We start from the raw sequence: 14,406 nt of genomic DNA on the forward strand, positions 1-14,406 counted from the left end.
GGCGTTCAGCCGCCGCCGCGCTCGAACTTGAAGACCGCCGTGCTGGCGCGCGCGTTGGGCAGCCAGCGCACGTCGCGCCCGTTCTGCAGGCCGAAGGCGTCGAGCACGCGCAGGTTGTTCTTGCCGGCCAGCACCTCGAAGTCCTTGAAGGTGCCGACGCGGATATTGGGCGTGTCGTACCACTGGTAGGGCAGGCGGCGCGTCACCGGCATGCGGCCGCGCGCCACGCTCAGGCGGTTGGGCCAGTGCGCGAAGTTGGGAAAGGCGACGACGCCGATGCGGCCCACGCGCGCGGTCTCGCGCAGCATCACCTCGGCATTGCGCAGGTGCTGCAGAGTGTCGATCTGAAGCACCACGTCGAAGGAGGCGTCGTCGAACATCGCGAGGCCTTCGTCGAGGTTGAGCTGGATCACGTCGACGCCGCGGCGAATGCACTGCAGCACGTTGCCGTCGGCGATCTCCACGCCGTAGCCGGTACAGCCGCGCTCGCGCTGCAGCAGGTCGAGCAGGGCGCCGTCGCCGCAGCCCAGGTCGAGCACCCGCGCGCCTCGCGGCACCAGCTCGGCGATCAATCGTTGATGCTCGAGGTCGCTCATTGCAGGAACTCCTTGGCGACGCGCTCGAAGTAGGAGCGCACCACGCCCATGTAGCGCACGTCGTCGAGCAGGAAGGCGTCGTGGCCGTGCGGCGCATCGATCTCGGCGTAGCTGACGTTGCGGCGGTTGTCGAGCAGCGCCTTCACCAGTTCGCGGCTGCGCGCGGGCGAGAAGCGCCAGTCGGTCTTGAAGCTCACGAGCAGGAACTGGGCGGTGGCCTGGGCCAGCGCGGTGCTGAGCTTGCCGCCGTGGCTGCGTGCGGGGTCGAAGTAGTCGAGCGCGCGGGTGATCAGCAGGTAGGTGTTGGCGTCGAAGTACTCGCTGAACTTGTCGCCCTGGTAGCGCAGGTAGCTTTCGATCTGGAACTCGACGTCCTGCGTGGAGTAGCGGTAGTCGAGCCCCGCGGCCTCGCCCTCCACGGCGCTGCGCAGGATGCGGCCGAACTTGGCGTTCATCACGTCGTCGCTGAGATAGGTGATGTGGCCGATCATCCGCGCGATGCGCAGGCCGCGCTTGGGGATCACGCCGTGTTCGTAGAAGTGGCCGCCGTGGAAATCGGGGTCGGTGACGATCGCGCGGCGCGCAACCTCGTTGAAGGCGATGTTCTCGGCCGTGAGGTTGGGCGCGCTCGCCACGACGACGGCGTGGCGCACGCGGTCGGGATACTGCAGCGTCCACGAGAGCGCCTGCATGCCGCCGAGGCTGCCGCCCATCACAGCCGCGAGCGTGCGGATGCCGAGCGCGTCGAGCAGCACGGCCTGGGCGTCCACCCAGTCCTCGACCGTGACCACCGGGAAGTCGGCGCCGTAGACGCGGCCCGTGGCGGGGTTGGCGTGCATCGGTCCGGTCGAGCCGAAGCAGGAGCCGAGGTTGTTCACGCCGATGACGAAGAAGCGATCGGTGTCGACGGGCTTGCCGGGACCGACCATGTTGTCCCACCAGCCTTCGGAACGGGCCTGGCCTTCGTAGACGCCCGCGACGTGGTGCGACGCATTGAGCGCGTGGCAGACCAGCACCGCATTGCTGCGCTCGGCGTTCAGGGTGCCGTAGGTTTCGTAGGCGAGCGTGTAGTCGCTGATCGACGCGCCGCTGCGCAGGGCCAGGGGGCCTGCGAACTGCATCGACTGCGAGGTGACGACCAAGGATGGTGACGACGACATGAATGAAAAAACCCGGCCTCGCCAAAAACGAGCCGGGTCTGCCGCGCCTGTCTTTAGCTGGATTTATAAAGCGCCCGCAAGCTGAAGCAAATCGGCGCTGGACAAGTATATCCCCCAGGCTGCGCGCACTTCGTGTCGCTTCGCCAACCCCCTTCGGGGGCAACACCTGCGGCCCGGCAAAGCCGGTTCCGCGGTGTTTCTGGAAGGGCCCCCTGCCTTTTTCTTACCAGCCGATGATCATGATGATGCCCAGCACCAGGAAGATCGCGGCCGAGATGCCGTGCACGAGCTTGATCGGCACGCGCCGCACGATCTTCTCGCCGAGCCATACCACCGGCGCGTTGGCCAGCATCATGCCCAGCGTGGTGCCCGCCACCACCCAGAAATAGTCGTGCGTGAAGCGGGCGGCGAGCATGACGGTGGCGATCTGGGTCTTGTCGCCCATCTCGGCGAGGAAGAACGCGATCACGGTGGTGCCGAAGACCCCGAACTTCGACGCGCCCGGGGCGTCATCGTCGTCGAGCTTGTCTGGAATCAGCATCCACGCGGCCATCGCGATGAACGAGCCGCCCAGGATCCAGCGCAGCACATCAGGCCCAAGCCAGCGCGTGATGTAGTTGCCGACCGCGCCGGCAAGCGCGTGGTTGATGAGGGTGGCGGCGAAGATGCCGAGGACGATCGGCCAGGGTTTCCTGAAGCGGGCTGCGAGCAGGAGGGCCAGGAGTTGGGTCTTGTCGCCCATTTCGGCGAGCGCAACCACGCCGGTTGCAACCAGAAAAGCTTCCATGATGAGGGGTTCCTTGGGCCGAAGGACGCAATTGACCGTGCAACACCTTCGGCCATATTCCCGAAGTTGCACGGTCAAAGGTCTCGCCAGGTGTGTTCACTGCACGCGCCATGTCCTGTGGGGCAGGACAAGTCTGTTGACGCGGGCCCCTCTCGCAAATCGGAAGGCGGCTACTCCCCAATGACGGGCGGATTCTACATGTAGCACCAAGGACCTCGCCCCGCTCCGCAAGTAGGCGCCAGCTTCCAGAGGTTTTGACGGGTGCTACCTCAAGACGCAAATTCCTGCTTGCATTTCGGCTATTTCACCCATAATGCACGAGCCTCCCTCTTCATTTTGGTCGGGGGGCAAGTTCGGTGATCGGTCAGTTTCGCGCGGCTCGACGGCTCTCGTTTGAGTGATGCTTTCCGGGACTCCATCGCTTTTCTTGATGTGTTTATAGGAGTCCCTTGATGGGCAACAAACTGTACGTCGGCAACCTGCCTTACTCGGTGCGCGACGGAGATCTCGAACAGGCCTTCGGGCAGTTCGGCGCAGTGACCAGCGCCAAGGTCATGATGGAACGCGACACGGGCCGCTCGAAGGGCTTCGGCTTCGTCGAGATGGGCAGTGACGCAGAAGCACAAGCCGCCATCAACGGCATGAACGGCCAGCCCCTGGGCGGCCGCAGCGTCGTCGTCAATGAAGCACGTCCGATGGAAGCACGCCCCCCGCGCAGCGGTGGTGGCGGCGGTTACGGCGGCGGCGGTGGTGGTTATGGCGGCGGTGGTGGCGGTGGCTACGGCGGCGGTGGCGGCGGCTACGGCGGTGGTGGTGGCCGCAGCGGCGGCGGCGGTGGCGGCGGCTACGGCGGTGGTGGTGGCCGCAGCGGCGGCGGCGGTGGTGGTGGCGATGGCGGTTTCCGCAGCCCCTACGGCGCCGGCCCCCGTGGCGGTGGCGGCGGTGGCCGTTCCGGCGGCGGCGGTGGCGGCTACGGCGGCGGCAACAGCGGCTACTGAGCCCTGCACTGCAAGGCGCACACAGACAAAAGGCTCCCTTGGGAGCCTTTTTCATTGGCCGATCGCTCGGCACGCGCGGCTCGTCAGGCCTCGCCGCTGCGCTTCTTGCGCGCGCGCCCCTGCACCGCCCGGTCCAGCACGGCGTTGGGCAGCATGCGCATGATCTTGGCAACCACGCCCATCTGCCACGGGATCACGCGATAGCTCGTACCGGCCTCGATGGCGCGCAGCGCCTGGGCGGCGAAATCCTCGGCCTTCATGAGGAAGGGCATGCCGTAGCGGTTGCCCTGCGTCAGCGGCGTATCGATGTAGCCCGGGCACAGGGTGACGACCTTGACGCCGCTGCCGTGCAGCTCGCCGCGCAGGCTCTCGCAGTACGCCACCACGCCGGCCTTGCTGGCGCAGTACGCGCCGTGCCCCGGCAACCCGCGGATGGACGCCACGCTGCCGATGCCCACCAGCCGCCCGCTGCCGCGTTGCACCATCGCGCGCACGAATGGATGGAAGGTGGCGGCCAGGCCGACGTTGTTGGTGGCGAAGGTCTGCGCCAGCACGTCGAGGTCGGAACGCTCGGCCGTGTCGATGCCGACACTGATGCCCGCATTGGCGATCACCACGTCGGGCAGCCCCTGTTGCGCGATGCAGGCATTGCCGGCAGCGACGACGCTGTCGGTCTGCGCCACGTCGGCACTGTAGATCCGGTAGCGGTCTGCGCTCAGCTGGCGCGCCGCAGCCCACGATTCGATCTCGCCCGTGCGCCGGGCGACCAGCGCCAGGCGGTAGCCCGCATCGTAGAAGCTCGCAGCCAGCGCCTGGCCGATGCCGCTCGAGGCGCCGGTGATGAAGACAAGCGGGGATGGAGTCATTCAGCGCTTCCCTGAAGGAGCGGCCGCCGAAGGAATCAGCACACCGCGCACCCGGCCGTTCAGATTCGCCACGCCGCTCAGGTTGTCGTAGTCGAGCGTGTCGCCGGTGAACTGGTCGGTGCCGCGAATCAGCGTGACCGGCTTGTTCGACGTGACGCGCTCGGTGTCGACGTAGGCGTGCAGGAAGTCGCCACGGAACTCGAGGCGCGGCGCAGGCTTGCCACCGGGCCCCACGGACGGATCGCGGATGACGATCGCATTGCCGAACAGCTGGATCTCGCTGCCGTCGGAGTTCGACACGCCCCGGTCGGCCGTTGCGCGCGTCACGAGGCCTTCGGGCGACACCGTTCGCATGCGCACCTTGTCGACCTCCATGGTGTCCGAGTCCGGGTAGTGCCGGCCTTCGGTGCCATGCAGTTCGCTGCGCAGGTCGCCGTTGGGCAGGAAGTTCTTGATGACGAAATCGCGCATGAAGTAGTCGGGCTCGTGCGTGGGCGCGGCCTTGGCCGTGGGCTCCAGCAGCTTGGGCGCGTTGCGCACCAGCCAGTAGGTGCCGAGCGCGACGGCCGCCGTCAGGATGATCGGCAGGTAGATCGTGGCGCGGTCGAGGACGTCGCGCACCATGCCCCATGCGCGTTTGACATTGTTCATGTATTCGGGCCCCGGGCTGCGTCGAGCATGACGCGGTACTGGCCACAGGCCGTGAGCAGCAGGTCGCAGAACTCGCGCGCCGCGCCTTCGCCGCCCCGCGCGCGGGTGACGTAGCGCGCGATGCCGCGCACTTCCGCGTGGGCATTGGCCGGCGCCGCGGCGAAGCCCACGCGCAGGAGCACCGGCAGGTCGGGCCAGTCGTCGCCGATGGCCGCGGCCTGCGCCCAGGTGAAGCCGAGCTGGTCGAGCATGGCCTGCGCGGCGGGCAGCTTGTCTTCGGTGCCGTAGCGCACGTGCTCGATGCCCAGCGCCTCGAGCCGCACGCGCAGCGGCTTGGAGTCGCGTCCCGTGATCACGGCCGGCACGATGCCCGCCTTGCGCAGCAGCTTCAGGCCGTAGCCGTCGAGGATGCTGAAGCGCTTGAGCGTCTCGCCGTGCTCGGTGAAGTACACGCCGCCGTCGGTCAGCACGCCGTCGATGTCGAAGAAGACGATGCGCACGTCCTGCGCGGCGAGCAATGTCTCGGCCTGGAACTCGAGCGGCATCAGATGACCTTCGCGCGCATCAGGTCATTGGTATTGATGGCGCCGACGATCACGCCCTCGCCGTCGATCACGAACAGGCGGGTGATGCCGCACTGCTCCATGAGCTCGGCCGCCTCCACCGCCAGCGCGTCGACGCGGATGGTGCGCGGGTTGTGGTGCATCACTTCGGCCGCCTTGGGGCTGCGCAGGTCGGCACCGGCTTCGATCAGGCGGCGCAGGTCGCCGTCGGTGAAGATGCCGAGCGCGCGGCCGTCGGGCGCGACCACCGCCGCGGCGCCGAAGCCCTTGTTGCTCATGGCGCGCATCAGCTCGCCGATGCCAGCGTCGGGTGCCACGCGCGGCACATCGTCGTCGGAGCGCATGACGTCGCTCACGTGGGTGAGCAGCTTGCGCCCGAGCGCGCCGCCCGGGTGCGAGCGCGCGAAGTCTTCCGAACCGAAGCCGCGCGCGTCGAGCAGCGCCACGGCCAGCGCGTCGCCCATCGCCATCTGGGCGGTGGTGCTCGCGGTGGGGGCGAGGTTGAGCGGACAGGCCTCCTTGGACACGCCGGCGTCGATCACGATGTCGGCATGGCGCGCGAGGGTGGATTCAGGGCGGCCGGTCATGGCGATCAGGGGCACGCCCTGGCGCTTGACGACCGGCAGGATGACGGTGAGTTCTTCGACCTCGCCGCTGTTGGAAATGGCGAGCACCAGGTCGACGGCCTTGATCATGCCAAGGTCGCCGTGGCTGGCCTCGGCCGGGTGCACGAACATCGCGGGCGTGCCGGTGGAGGCGAGGGTGGCGGCGATCTTGCGACCGACGTGGCCGCTCTTGCCCATGCCCATCACGACCACGCGGCCGCGCACTTCGAGGATCTTGCGCACGGCCTCGACGAAGCTCGGGCCGACGCGGGTCTTCAGACCGGTGACGGCTTCGGCTTCGATGTCGAAGGTGAGACGTGCCCGAGCGAGGATGGCTTCGGGGTCGACCACGGGGGCCGGGACGGGACGGGAGCTCATTGCCGGATTTTACGGGTCGGAGGGTTGCCCCCACGCCCGGCACTGCGTGTCCTCGCTGCCCCCCCGAGGGGGCGCTCGCGCCTTGGGGCGGCCCGGCGGCGCTCGTTGCCCCCACGCTCGGCACTGCGTGTCCTCCCCGACGCGCTGCGCACGGGTCTTGCTCTAGCATCGCCGCCTATGTCTTCGTTCGATCTCACGCTGTTGTATCTCCTCGCCGCGGTGATCGGCGTGGTGGCGTGCCGCTCCCTCAAGCTGCCGCCGATGCTGGGCTATCTCTCGGCCGGCGTGCTGATCGGGCCGCATGCCTTCGCGCTGGCGCAGAACACCGAAGGCATCCAGCACCTGGGCGAATTCGGCGTGGTGTTCCTCATGTTCGTGATCGGGCTGGAGTTCAGCCTGCCCAAGCTGCGCGCGATGCGAAAACACGTTTTCGGCCTCGGCCTGCTGCAGGTGCTGCTGACGATGGCCATCGCCACGGCCGGCGCGCTGCTGATTGCCCACTGGCTGCCGCCGTCGTGGCGGCTCGGCTGGCAGACCGCGCTGGCGCTGTCGGGCGCGCTCACCATGAGCAGCACGGCCATCGTGGTCAAGCTGATGGCCGAGCGGCTCGAACTCGAGAGCGAACACGGCAAGCGGGTGATGGGCGTGCTGCTGTTCCAGGACCTGGCCGTGGTGCCGCTGCTGGTGCTGATTCCCGCACTGGGCGCGCCGCCCGAGGCGCTGGCCAAGGCGCTGGGCTTCGCGCTGCTGAAGGCGAGCTTCCTGATCGGCGTGCTGCTGTACGGCGGCCCGCGCATCATGCGCTGGTGGCTCACGCTGGTGGCGCGGCGGCGCAGCGAAGAACTCTTCATCCTGAACGTGCTGCTGATCACGCTGGGCCTGGCCTGGCTCACCGAACTGGCCGGCCTGAGCCTGGCGTTGGGCGCCTTCATCGCGGGCATGCTGGTGTCGGAGACCGAATACAAGCACCAGGTCGAGACCGACATCCGTCCTTTCCACGACGTGCTGCTGGGGCTGTTCTTCATCACCGTGGGCATGTCGCTCGACTGGCACATCGTGGTCGAACGCTGGCTGCTGGTGGCCGTGCTGCTGCTGATGCCGCTGGCGTTCAAGCTGGGGCTGGTGACGGTGCTGGCGCGGGTGCTGGGCGCCACCTCGGGCGTGTCGCTGCGCACCGGCCTCTACCTGGCGCAGGCCGGCGAGTTCGGCTTCGTGCTGCTGACGCTGGCGCAGGAGCGCAGCCTGTTGCCGCCATGGCTGGCCAACCCGGTGCTGGCGTCGATGGTGCTGTCGATGCTCACGACGCCGTTCATCATCATGTACAGCAACGCCATCGTGCGAAAGCTCGTGGCCAGCGACTGGCTGCAGCAGTCGCTGCAGATGACGACCATCGCGCGCAAGACCATCAACACGGCGCAGCACGTGATCATCTGCGGCTACGGGCGCTGCGGCCAGAACCTGGCGCGCATCCTCGAACGCGAGGGCATCCCGTACATGGCGCTCGACCTCGACCCCGACCGCGTGCGGCAGGCCGCCGCCGCCGGCGACTCGGTGGTGTTCGGCGATGCGGCGCGGCTGCAGGCCTTGATGGCGGCCGGCTTGGCGCGCGCGAGTGCCGTGGTCGTCACCTACCTCGACGTGCCCGGCGCGATGAAGGTGCTGGCCAACACGCGCGCCCATGCGCCGCACGTGCCGGTGATCGTGCGCACGCAGGACGATCACGACCTGGAAAAACTGCAGGCGGCCGGAGCGACGGAAGTGGTACCCGAGGCCATCGAAGGCTCGCTCATGCTCGCGAGCCATGCGCTGGCGCTGGTCGGCGTGCCGATGCGCCGCGTGATCCGCGTGGTGCAGGATCAGCGCGACGCCCGCTACAACCTGCTGCGCGGCTATTTCCACGGCGCCGACGACGACAACGCCGACGAACTCGATCACGAGCGCCTCAACAGCTTCACGCTCAACGCCGGCGCGCGCGCGGTGGGCCAGCCGCTGGAACGGCTGGCGCTGTCCACGCTCGGCGTGCGTGTGGCCAGCCTGCGCCGGCACGACGGCCAGCGCGCGCGGCTGGCCGACGGCACGGTGCTGTCGGAGGGCGATACGCTGGTGCTGTCCGGCAAGCCGGCTGCGCTGGCGATCGCCATCGACCGCCTGCAAAAAGGCTAGTTTCTTGTTCGGGAACGCCGCGGAACCCGCTTCGCAGGGTGCCCCCGGTAGAGGCGAGCTCAGTTGATCAGCGTCGGGTTGCGCTTTTCTTCTTCGATGCGCTGCTGGCGGCGCACCGCTTCGCACTGCGCGTGGGCCTTGAATTCGGGCTTCAGGCACTGGGCCGCCATGCATTGCGCCTTGGCAATGAAGTTGCGGTCGCCGCACATGGCCTGGGGCTCGGCCGCAGCGACAGGTGCCGGCGCCGGGGCGGGGGCAGCGACCGCGGCAGCGGGTTCGGGCGCGTTCGACGGCAGTGCGGCAGTGGTCGCCTGCTTGTTGCGCGGCTTGGCAGCGGGCTTGGGCGCCGCGGCGGCAGCCGGTGCGGTTTCAGCGGCAGGCGGCATCGCGGCCGGCTCGGCGGGCTGAGGTTCGGGCGCCGCCGGCGAAGGTTCGGCGAGCGACGGCGACGATGGGGCCACGGGCGCGGGAGTTTCGGTAGCTGGGGCGGTGGCCTCTTCAGCGGCCGCAGGCGCCTTTCGCGTCCCGTTGCCGGACCAACCGGCGACGATCATTGCCACCGCGACCACCAGCAGACCGAGCCACAGCAGGATCACGCGCTTGCGCGGCGGCCGTTCGGCCGGCACGGATTGCCGGACCTTGGCCCGGCTTCTCCTTTTCGTTCCGGACTTCGGGGCCCAGGTCGACTCCAGGCCCGGCGGCGAAGCGGGCGGCGCGGGTGTCCGCGGCAGTTCGTCGTCGTGCACCATGAGCACGGTCTGTTCATGCTCGTCGCTCTGCCGCGCGGCCGACCTGCCGAAAAAAGATCCGCGCGCAGGCAGCGGCTCGTCCGGATCGAACAGCGGCGCCGGAATGGTCGGCGCGCGCAACTGGGCGGGCGCGGTGGTGGCCCATTCGCGTTCGGGGCTCGGCGACGGGGGAATCCGGTCTCCTGCGGCAGGCAGCTTGACGCCGCAGCTCCTGCAGAACTTCGCGCCGCCGCGGTTTTCCGTGCTGCAGACCGGACAGATCAAGGCCATGGATTGCTTACTGACTACTCTCGGGGGTCAAAACGAAAAGCTGGCTGGCCTGCCCGCATGTGGCAGATCGATCCGCCGGCGGACAGCGCAGCCTCAGGTCACGGCGACGCGCTTGGAGCGGTGCGCCATGCGCTTGGCGATCACGGCGCCGAGCGCCATCGCGATTTCCAGCGCCATGTTGGGCTGGCGGTTCGACATTTCCGCAAAGCGGATCGCCGTGAGCCGCCACACGCGGCCTGCGCCGGTGACCACCACGTTGGCCGAATGCGGCTGGCGCGAGAAGAACGAGCCTTCGCCGACCACCGAGCCGGGCGTGAGCACGGCCAGCCGCATCTGCTCCTTGCTGCTGACGCGGTGCACGCTGATGGCACCGCTCTCGATGAAGAAAACCGAGCGGTCCGGCGTGCCCTGTTCGATCAGCACGTCGCCAACGCCGGTATCGATGGGCTGCAGATAGCCCGCCAGTGTTTCCCACTGCTGGACGTTGAACGTCAACGCAAACGCGTCGGTGCTCGTGTTCTCCGCGATGGCGCGGCTCAGGTTCTGGATGGACATGTTTTCTTCGGCCCCCGCATGTGAGCCGAAGTATCGGGGATGCTCAGGAGATTCGGCTACAACTGTTTACGTTTTTCAAACCGGCTGTCGCTATTTACCAATGCAGAAGCGCGAAAAGATGACGCCCAGCAGGTCGTCCGCGCCGAACTCGCCGGTGATCTCGTTCAGGGCGTTCTGCGCCAGCCGCAGTTCTTCGGCCAGCAGGTCGAGCAACTGGGCCTGCGCCGCCAGATGGCTGGCCGCCAGCGCCAGGTGCGTTTCGACCCGGGCCAGCGCCTGCACGTGGCGCGCCCGCGCGAGGTACACGCCCTCGGGCACGGCCTGCCAGCCGGCCATGGCCAGTAGCTGTTCACGCAGGGCCTCGATGCCCAGGCCGGTCTTGGCGGACAGGGCGATGCCGTGCCCGGCATGGGCGTCAGGGGCGGCGTCCTGCTTGTTCCAGACGTCGAGCACCGGCACGCTCGCAGGCAGCTTCTGGCGCAGGCCGGCCAGGATGCCGGCATCGGCGGTGGCGTAGTCGGCCAGATGGGCGCGCGTCAGGTCGTGCAGGAACAGCACGGCGTCGGCGCTTTCGATCTGGCCCCAGGCACGCGCCACGCCGATCTGCTCGACCTCGTCGCTGCTCTCGCGCAGGCCGGCGGTGTCGGCCACGTGCAGCGGCACGCCGTGGATCTGGATGGTCTGCGAGACCACGTCGCGCGTGGTGCCCGCCACTGCGCTCACGATGGCCAGTTCGGCACCGGCCAGCGCATTGAGCAGCGAGCTCTTGCCCGCGTTGGGCTGGCCTGCGATCACGACCTTGATGCCTTCGCGCAGCAGCGCACCCTGTTTCGCGCGCTGCTGCACGGCTGCGAGCTGCGACTGCAGCTTTGCCAGTTGCCCGGTGGCATCGGCTTTCTGGAGGAAATCGATCTCTTCTTCCGGAAAGTCGAGCGTCGCTTCGACCAGCATGCGCAGGTGGATCAACGCATCGCGCAGCGTGTGGATCTCGCGCGAGAACGCGCCCGATAGCGAACGCCCGGCGCTGCGCGCAGCCGCCTCGGTGCTGGCGTCGATCAGGTCGGCAATGGCCTCGGCCTGTGCCAGGTCGACCTTGCCGTTGAGAAAGGCCCGCTGGCTGAATTCGCCGGGCTCGGCCACGCGCAAGCCGGGCAGGCGAGCGCGGCCGGTGACGGGATCAGGCTCGGCCGCGGCTTCGAGGCAGCGCGCCAGCAGCAGCTGCAACACGACCGCGCCGCCGTGGGCCTGCAGTTCGAGCACGTCCTCGCCGGTGAAGGAATTCGGCGAGGGAAAGTGAACGGCCAGGCCATGGTCGACCGGCTCGCCGTGCGCATCGCGAAACGGCAGGTAGGTGGCTTCGCGCGGCTTGAGCGCGCGGCCGCAGATGGCATCGATCAGCGGCGCCAGCCTGGCCCCCGACACGCGCACGATGCCGACCGCGCCGCGTCCCGAGGCAGTGGCGATGGCGACGATGGGATCGGTGGTGCGGGCAAGCATGGTACGGATTCTTTCAGCAAAAAGGGCCGCTTTCGCGGCCCTTTCGGGGGATGACTGGGGCGTCGTGCGGCTACTTCTTGGCGCCGAGCACGCCCAGGCGCTTGTTGATGAACCACTGCTGCGCGATCGACAGCGTGTTGTTCGTGATCCAGTACAGCACCAGGCCGGCCGGGAAGAAGATGAACATCACGCTGAACGCGAGCGGCATGATCCACATCAGCTTGGCCTGCATCGGATCGGGCGGCGTCGGGTTGAGCCAGGTCTGGAACAGCGAGGTGGCCGTCATCACGATCGGCAGGATGTACCAGGGGTCCGGTGCCGACAGGTCGGTGATCCAGCCGATCCACGGGGCGTGGCGCATTTCGACCGACGACAGCAGCACCCAGTAGAGCGCGATGAACACCGGGATCTGGATCACGATGGGGAAGCAGCCACCCATCGGATTGACCTTCTCGGTCTTGTAGATCCGCATCATCTCCTGCTGCATCTCTTGCGGCTTGTCCTTGAGCCGCTCGCGCATCTCCATGATCTTCGGGTTGATGGCCTTCATCTTGGCCATGCTGGCGTAGGCCTTGGCGTTGAGCCAGTAGAAGGCCGCCTTCAGCAGCACCACCAGCGCGACGATCGACCAGCCCCAGTTGCCCAGGATGCCGTGCAGCTGGTTCAGCAGCCAGTACAGCGGCTTGGAGATGATCGCGAAGATGCCGTAGTCCTTCACCAGGTCCAGGCCGGGCGCGATGGCTTCGAGCTTCTTTTCTTCCTCGGGGCCGGCGAACAGCGTGCTGTTCACGACCTGCGTGGCGCCGGGGGCGATCTTGGGCAGCGTGGCCACCATGGCCACGGTGAACAGGTTGTCGCCCAGGTCCTTCACGCGGAACTCTCGGCGCAGCTGTTCGCTCGCCGGGTCGCCCTTGAGCAGCCAGGCCGACACGAAGTAGTGCTGCACCATCGCGATCCAGCCGTCGTTGGCCGGCGGGGGCGGTTCGATCTTGCCCTTGGCGATGTCCTTGAAGTCGAGCTTGTGGAACTTCTTCTCGTTGGTGTACGCGGCGGGACCGGTGAAGGTGTTGGTGCCGAACATCGTGCCGGCGGCCACGGTGCCATGGCGCAGCAGCTGCATGTAGAGCTGGGCGTCGCGCGGCTGGTCGCTCGTGTTGACCACCTCGTGGCGCACGCCGATGGCGTAGTCGCCGCGGTGGAACACGTAGGTCTTGACGTACTTCAGGCCGCCGACGGGGGCACTTTCGAAGCCCACTTCCAGCGTGTTCTGGCCATCGGCCATCTCGCGCGGGCCGGCCTTCGGCGTCATCTGCGTCAGGTGGTTGGGAAAGCGCTCACCCGAGTCGACGGGATTCAGCAGGCCGGTCTGCGCCACATAGCGCGTGGCCGGCGAGCCGTTTTCGAACAGCACGACGCGCTTGGTGCGGTCGGCTTCGTCGTACTTCAGCAGTTCGAGGTGGTTGACCGTGCCGCCTTCGCTGTCGATCGTGGCCTTGAACAGGTCGGTGGTCACGCTGACCTGCTCGCGCGGCGCGGCTGCAGCGGCTTGCGTGGGCACGGCACCGGCGCTGCCGCCGCTCGCGCCCGACGAAGATGCAGCCGGCACGCCGTTGCTGGCAGCGGGTGCACTGCCCGCGGCCGGGGCGGAGGCCACCGCGGCCGGCTTGCTCGACGGCAGGAAGGTCGGCTTGTTGCCGTTGAAGACCTGCCATTGGTCCCACAGCAGCACCAGCGAGAACCCAAAAATCACCCACAGGATCGTGCGGCGTATATCGTTCATGACGAAGACTTCTTGTCGGAGGAGAGAAGAGACGAAAACAGCGAGCCTGACTTGTCAGTGCGACGCTGTGATTTCGGTGGAACCGGATCGTGCCCGCCATCGCACCATGGCTGGCAGCGCGCGATGCGGTGCAGAGTGAGGTAACTGCCCTTGAGCGCGCCATGCACTTCCAGCGCCTCGATCGAATACACCGAACAGGTCGGCGTGAAGCGGCACGACTGGCCGAGCCAGGGGCTCAGCAGCAGGCGGTAGCCCTTCACAAGGCCGATCAGCAGGCGTTTCATGACGAGGAGGAAGCGGGCGGAGGTGCCGAAGCGGGCGCGGAAGAACGCGCCGCCCGCGCCAGCAGCTGCTGGAGCTCGGCGCGCACCGCTGCCTTGAGCTTGTCCGATGTGGCGCTCACGAATTCCTTGCGGTCGAAACCGGCGCGCAGCCGCACCACGTGCGCAGCACGTGGCAAGCCGACGCCGGGTGCGGCGCTCACCGTATAGATCTGGCGCTTGATGGCATTGCGCGTGACCGCGCGACGCGCCCAGCGCTTGGGCACCATGGCGCCCAGCCAGACATCGTCGGACGCGAACAACGGCTGTGCGCCCGATGCGAGATCGAGCGCACAGCGATGCAATGCGAAATGAGCAGTGCGCGCCACGGTGGCACCTGCGAGGACGGCCTGGAATTGCGCGCGGGTCTTGAGCCGCTGCATGGAAGCCGGACCGGATACGCCGGAAGCGCTGGCTGTGGAAGCCTGCGCTGACGTGTCGGCTGCTGGCAACGGCAGGTGGGCTGCC

15 protein-coding genes and 1 riboswitch are annotated in these 14,406 nt (G+C 67.9%); of the genes, 2 read left to right on the forward strand and 13 right to left on the reverse strand.

The window, feature by feature from the left end; genetic code table 11:
• Nucleotides 1-5: 5 nt before the first annotated feature.
• The 3 genes from metW to ACEN9N_RS24450 form a co-directional block, all read right to left on the reverse strand.
• Entirely contained in the window at nt 6-596 is a 591-nt protein-coding gene (metW, locus tag ACEN9N_RS24440; RefSeq protein WP_007834857.1) for a methionine biosynthesis protein MetW, read from the reverse strand.
• Nucleotides 593-1,756 (reverse strand): homoserine O-succinyltransferase MetX, encoded by a 1,164-nt coding sequence (gene metX / locus ACEN9N_RS24445; protein ID WP_042673612.1) that lies wholly within the window; start codon nt 1,754-1,756, stop codon nt 593-595. Before metX ends, metW begins: the two co-directional genes overlap by 4 nt.
• A gap of 223 nt (nt 1,757-1,979) precedes the next feature.
• The gene (locus ACEN9N_RS24450) at nt 1,980-2,543 is read right to left on the reverse strand and encodes a TMEM165/GDT1 family protein (RefSeq protein ID WP_007834845.1); all 564 of its coding nucleotides are present in this window, start codon (nt 2,541-2,543) and stop codon (nt 1,980-1,982) included.
• Between the two features lie 5 nt (nt 2,544-2,548).
• A riboswitch (yybP-ykoY riboswitch) is annotated at nt 2,549-2,734 on the reverse strand.
• A 261-nt stretch (nt 2,735-2,995) separates the two neighbouring features.
• On the opposite strand from ACEN9N_RS24450, the gene rbp reads away from it, so the two are divergent.
• Nucleotides 2,996-3,541 (forward strand): RNA-binding regulator, encoded by a 546-nt coding sequence (rbp, locus tag ACEN9N_RS24455; RefSeq protein ID WP_495654723.1) that lies wholly within the window; start codon nt 2,996-2,998, stop codon nt 3,539-3,541.
• An 83-nt stretch (nt 3,542-3,624) separates the two neighbouring features.
• Here rbp and ACEN9N_RS24460 read toward each other — a convergent pair whose 3' ends face one another.
• The 4 genes from ACEN9N_RS24460 to ACEN9N_RS24475 are packed head-to-tail and all read right to left on the reverse strand — an operon-like array spanning nt 3,625 to nt 6,604.
• A complete protein-coding gene (locus ACEN9N_RS24460; RefSeq protein WP_495654724.1) occupies nt 3,625-4,407 on the reverse strand; it encodes an SDR family oxidoreductase in 783 nt (260 codons plus the stop codon).
• Complete coding sequence (gene lptC, locus ACEN9N_RS24465) at nt 4,408-5,058, reverse strand: LPS export ABC transporter periplasmic protein LptC (protein WP_007834842.1); 651 nt, start codon at nt 5,056-5,058, stop codon at nt 4,408-4,410. It lies immediately after the preceding gene.
• The gene (locus ACEN9N_RS24470) at nt 5,055-5,603 is read right to left on the reverse strand and encodes a KdsC family phosphatase (RefSeq protein WP_007834841.1); all 549 of its coding nucleotides are present in this window, start codon (nt 5,601-5,603) and stop codon (nt 5,055-5,057) included. The genes lptC and ACEN9N_RS24470 overlap by 4 nt, the downstream gene beginning before the upstream one ends.
• Entirely contained in the window at nt 5,603-6,604 is a 1,002-nt protein-coding gene (locus ACEN9N_RS24475; RefSeq protein ID WP_413313654.1) for a KpsF/GutQ family sugar-phosphate isomerase, read from the reverse strand. The genes ACEN9N_RS24470 and ACEN9N_RS24475 overlap by 1 nt, the downstream gene beginning before the upstream one ends.
• Nucleotides 6,605-6,781: 177 nt before the next feature.
• Here ACEN9N_RS24475 and ACEN9N_RS24480 point away from each other — a divergent pair, with 177 nt between their 5' ends.
• A complete protein-coding gene (locus ACEN9N_RS24480; RefSeq protein WP_495654725.1) occupies nt 6,782-8,767 on the forward strand; it encodes a monovalent cation:proton antiporter family protein in 1,986 nt (661 codons plus the stop codon).
• A 59-nt stretch (nt 8,768-8,826) separates the two neighbouring features.
• Here ACEN9N_RS24480 and ACEN9N_RS24485 read toward each other — a convergent pair whose 3' ends face one another.
• The 6 genes from ACEN9N_RS24485 to ACEN9N_RS24510 form a co-directional block, all read right to left on the reverse strand.
• A complete protein-coding gene (locus tag ACEN9N_RS24485; RefSeq protein ID WP_495654726.1) occupies nt 8,827-9,786 on the reverse strand; it encodes a zinc ribbon domain-containing protein in 960 nt (319 codons plus the stop codon).
• 93 nt (nt 9,787-9,879) lie between these two features.
• On the reverse strand, nt 9,880-10,341 hold the full coding sequence (locus ACEN9N_RS24490; protein WP_007834835.1) for a Crp/Fnr family transcriptional regulator: 462 nt from the start codon (nt 10,339-10,341) through the stop codon (nt 9,880-9,882).
• A 90-nt stretch (nt 10,342-10,431) separates the two neighbouring features.
• Complete coding sequence (mnmE, locus tag ACEN9N_RS24495; RefSeq protein WP_495654727.1) at nt 10,432-11,838, reverse strand: tRNA uridine-5-carboxymethylaminomethyl(34) synthesis GTPase MnmE; 1,407 nt, start codon at nt 11,836-11,838, stop codon at nt 10,432-10,434.
• A 70-nt stretch (nt 11,839-11,908) separates the two neighbouring features.
• Nucleotides 11,909-13,618 carry a membrane protein insertase YidC gene (yidC, locus tag ACEN9N_RS24500; RefSeq protein WP_007834833.1) on the reverse strand — a complete coding sequence of 570 codons (1,710 nt, stop codon included), beginning with the start codon at nt 13,616-13,618 and terminating at the stop codon, nt 11,909-11,911.
• Nucleotides 13,615-13,902 carry a membrane protein insertion efficiency factor YidD gene (yidD, locus tag ACEN9N_RS24505; protein WP_007834832.1) on the reverse strand — a complete coding sequence of 96 codons (288 nt, stop codon included), beginning with the start codon at nt 13,900-13,902 and terminating at the stop codon, nt 13,615-13,617. Before yidD ends, yidC begins: the two co-directional genes overlap by 4 nt.
• Nucleotides 13,899-14,321 carry a ribonuclease P protein component gene (locus tag ACEN9N_RS24510; RefSeq protein ID WP_413313650.1) on the reverse strand — a complete coding sequence of 141 codons (423 nt, stop codon included), beginning with the start codon at nt 14,319-14,321 and terminating at the stop codon, nt 13,899-13,901. Before ACEN9N_RS24510 ends, yidD begins: the two co-directional genes overlap by 4 nt.
• Between the last annotated feature and the right edge of the window lie 85 nt (nt 14,322-14,406).

Source organism: Variovorax sp. Varisp46, from assembly GCF_059491885.1.

Bases quoted from the DNA above. Each gene is read 5' to 3' on its own strand.
- metW (WP_007834857.1), bottom strand. From the start codon at position 596: ATGAGCGACCTCGAGCATCAACGATTGATCGCCGAGCTGGTGCCGCGA.
- ACEN9N_RS24510 (WP_413313650.1), bottom strand. From the start codon at position 14,321: ATGCAGCGGCTCAAGACCCGCGCGCAATTCCAGGCCGTCCTCGCAGGT.
- ACEN9N_RS24475 (WP_413313654.1), bottom strand. From the start codon at position 6,604: ATGAGCTCCCGTCCCGTCCCGGCCCCCGTGGTCGACCCCGAAGCCATC.
- ACEN9N_RS24470 (WP_007834841.1), bottom strand. From the start codon at position 5,603: ATGCCGCTCGAGTTCCAGGCCGAGACATTGCTCGCCGCGCAGGACGTG.
- ACEN9N_RS24460 (WP_495654724.1), bottom strand. From the start codon at position 4,407: ATGACTCCATCCCCGCTTGTCTTCATCACCGGCGCCTCGAGCGGCATC.
- mnmE (WP_495654727.1), bottom strand. From the start codon at position 11,838: ATGCTTGCCCGCACCACCGATCCCATCGTCGCCATCGCCACTGCCTCG.
- ACEN9N_RS24490 (WP_007834835.1), bottom strand. From the start codon at position 10,341: ATGTCCATCCAGAACCTGAGCCGCGCCATCGCGGAGAACACGAGCACC.
- yidD (WP_007834832.1), bottom strand. From the start codon at position 13,902: ATGAAACGCCTGCTGATCGGCCTTGTGAAGGGCTACCGCCTGCTGCTG.
- ACEN9N_RS24485 (WP_495654726.1), bottom strand. From the start codon at position 9,786: ATGGCCTTGATCTGTCCGGTCTGCAGCACGGAAAACCGCGGCGGCGCG.
- ACEN9N_RS24450 (WP_007834845.1), bottom strand. From the start codon at position 2,543: ATGGAAGCTTTTCTGGTTGCAACCGGCGTGGTTGCGCTCGCCGAAATG.
- yidC (WP_007834833.1), bottom strand. From the start codon at position 13,618: ATGAACGATATACGCCGCACGATCCTGTGGGTGATTTTTGGGTTCTCG.
- lptC (WP_007834842.1), bottom strand. From the start codon at position 5,058: ATGAACAATGTCAAACGCGCATGGGGCATGGTGCGCGACGTCCTCGAC.
- metX (WP_042673612.1), bottom strand. From the start codon at position 1,756: ATGTCGTCGTCACCATCCTTGGTCGTCACCTCGCAGTCGATGCAGTTC.
- rbp (WP_495654723.1), top strand. From the start codon at position 2,996: ATGGGCAACAAACTGTACGTCGGCAACCTGCCTTACTCGGTGCGCGAC.
- ACEN9N_RS24480 (WP_495654725.1), top strand. From the start codon at position 6,782: ATGTCTTCGTTCGATCTCACGCTGTTGTATCTCCTCGCCGCGGTGATC.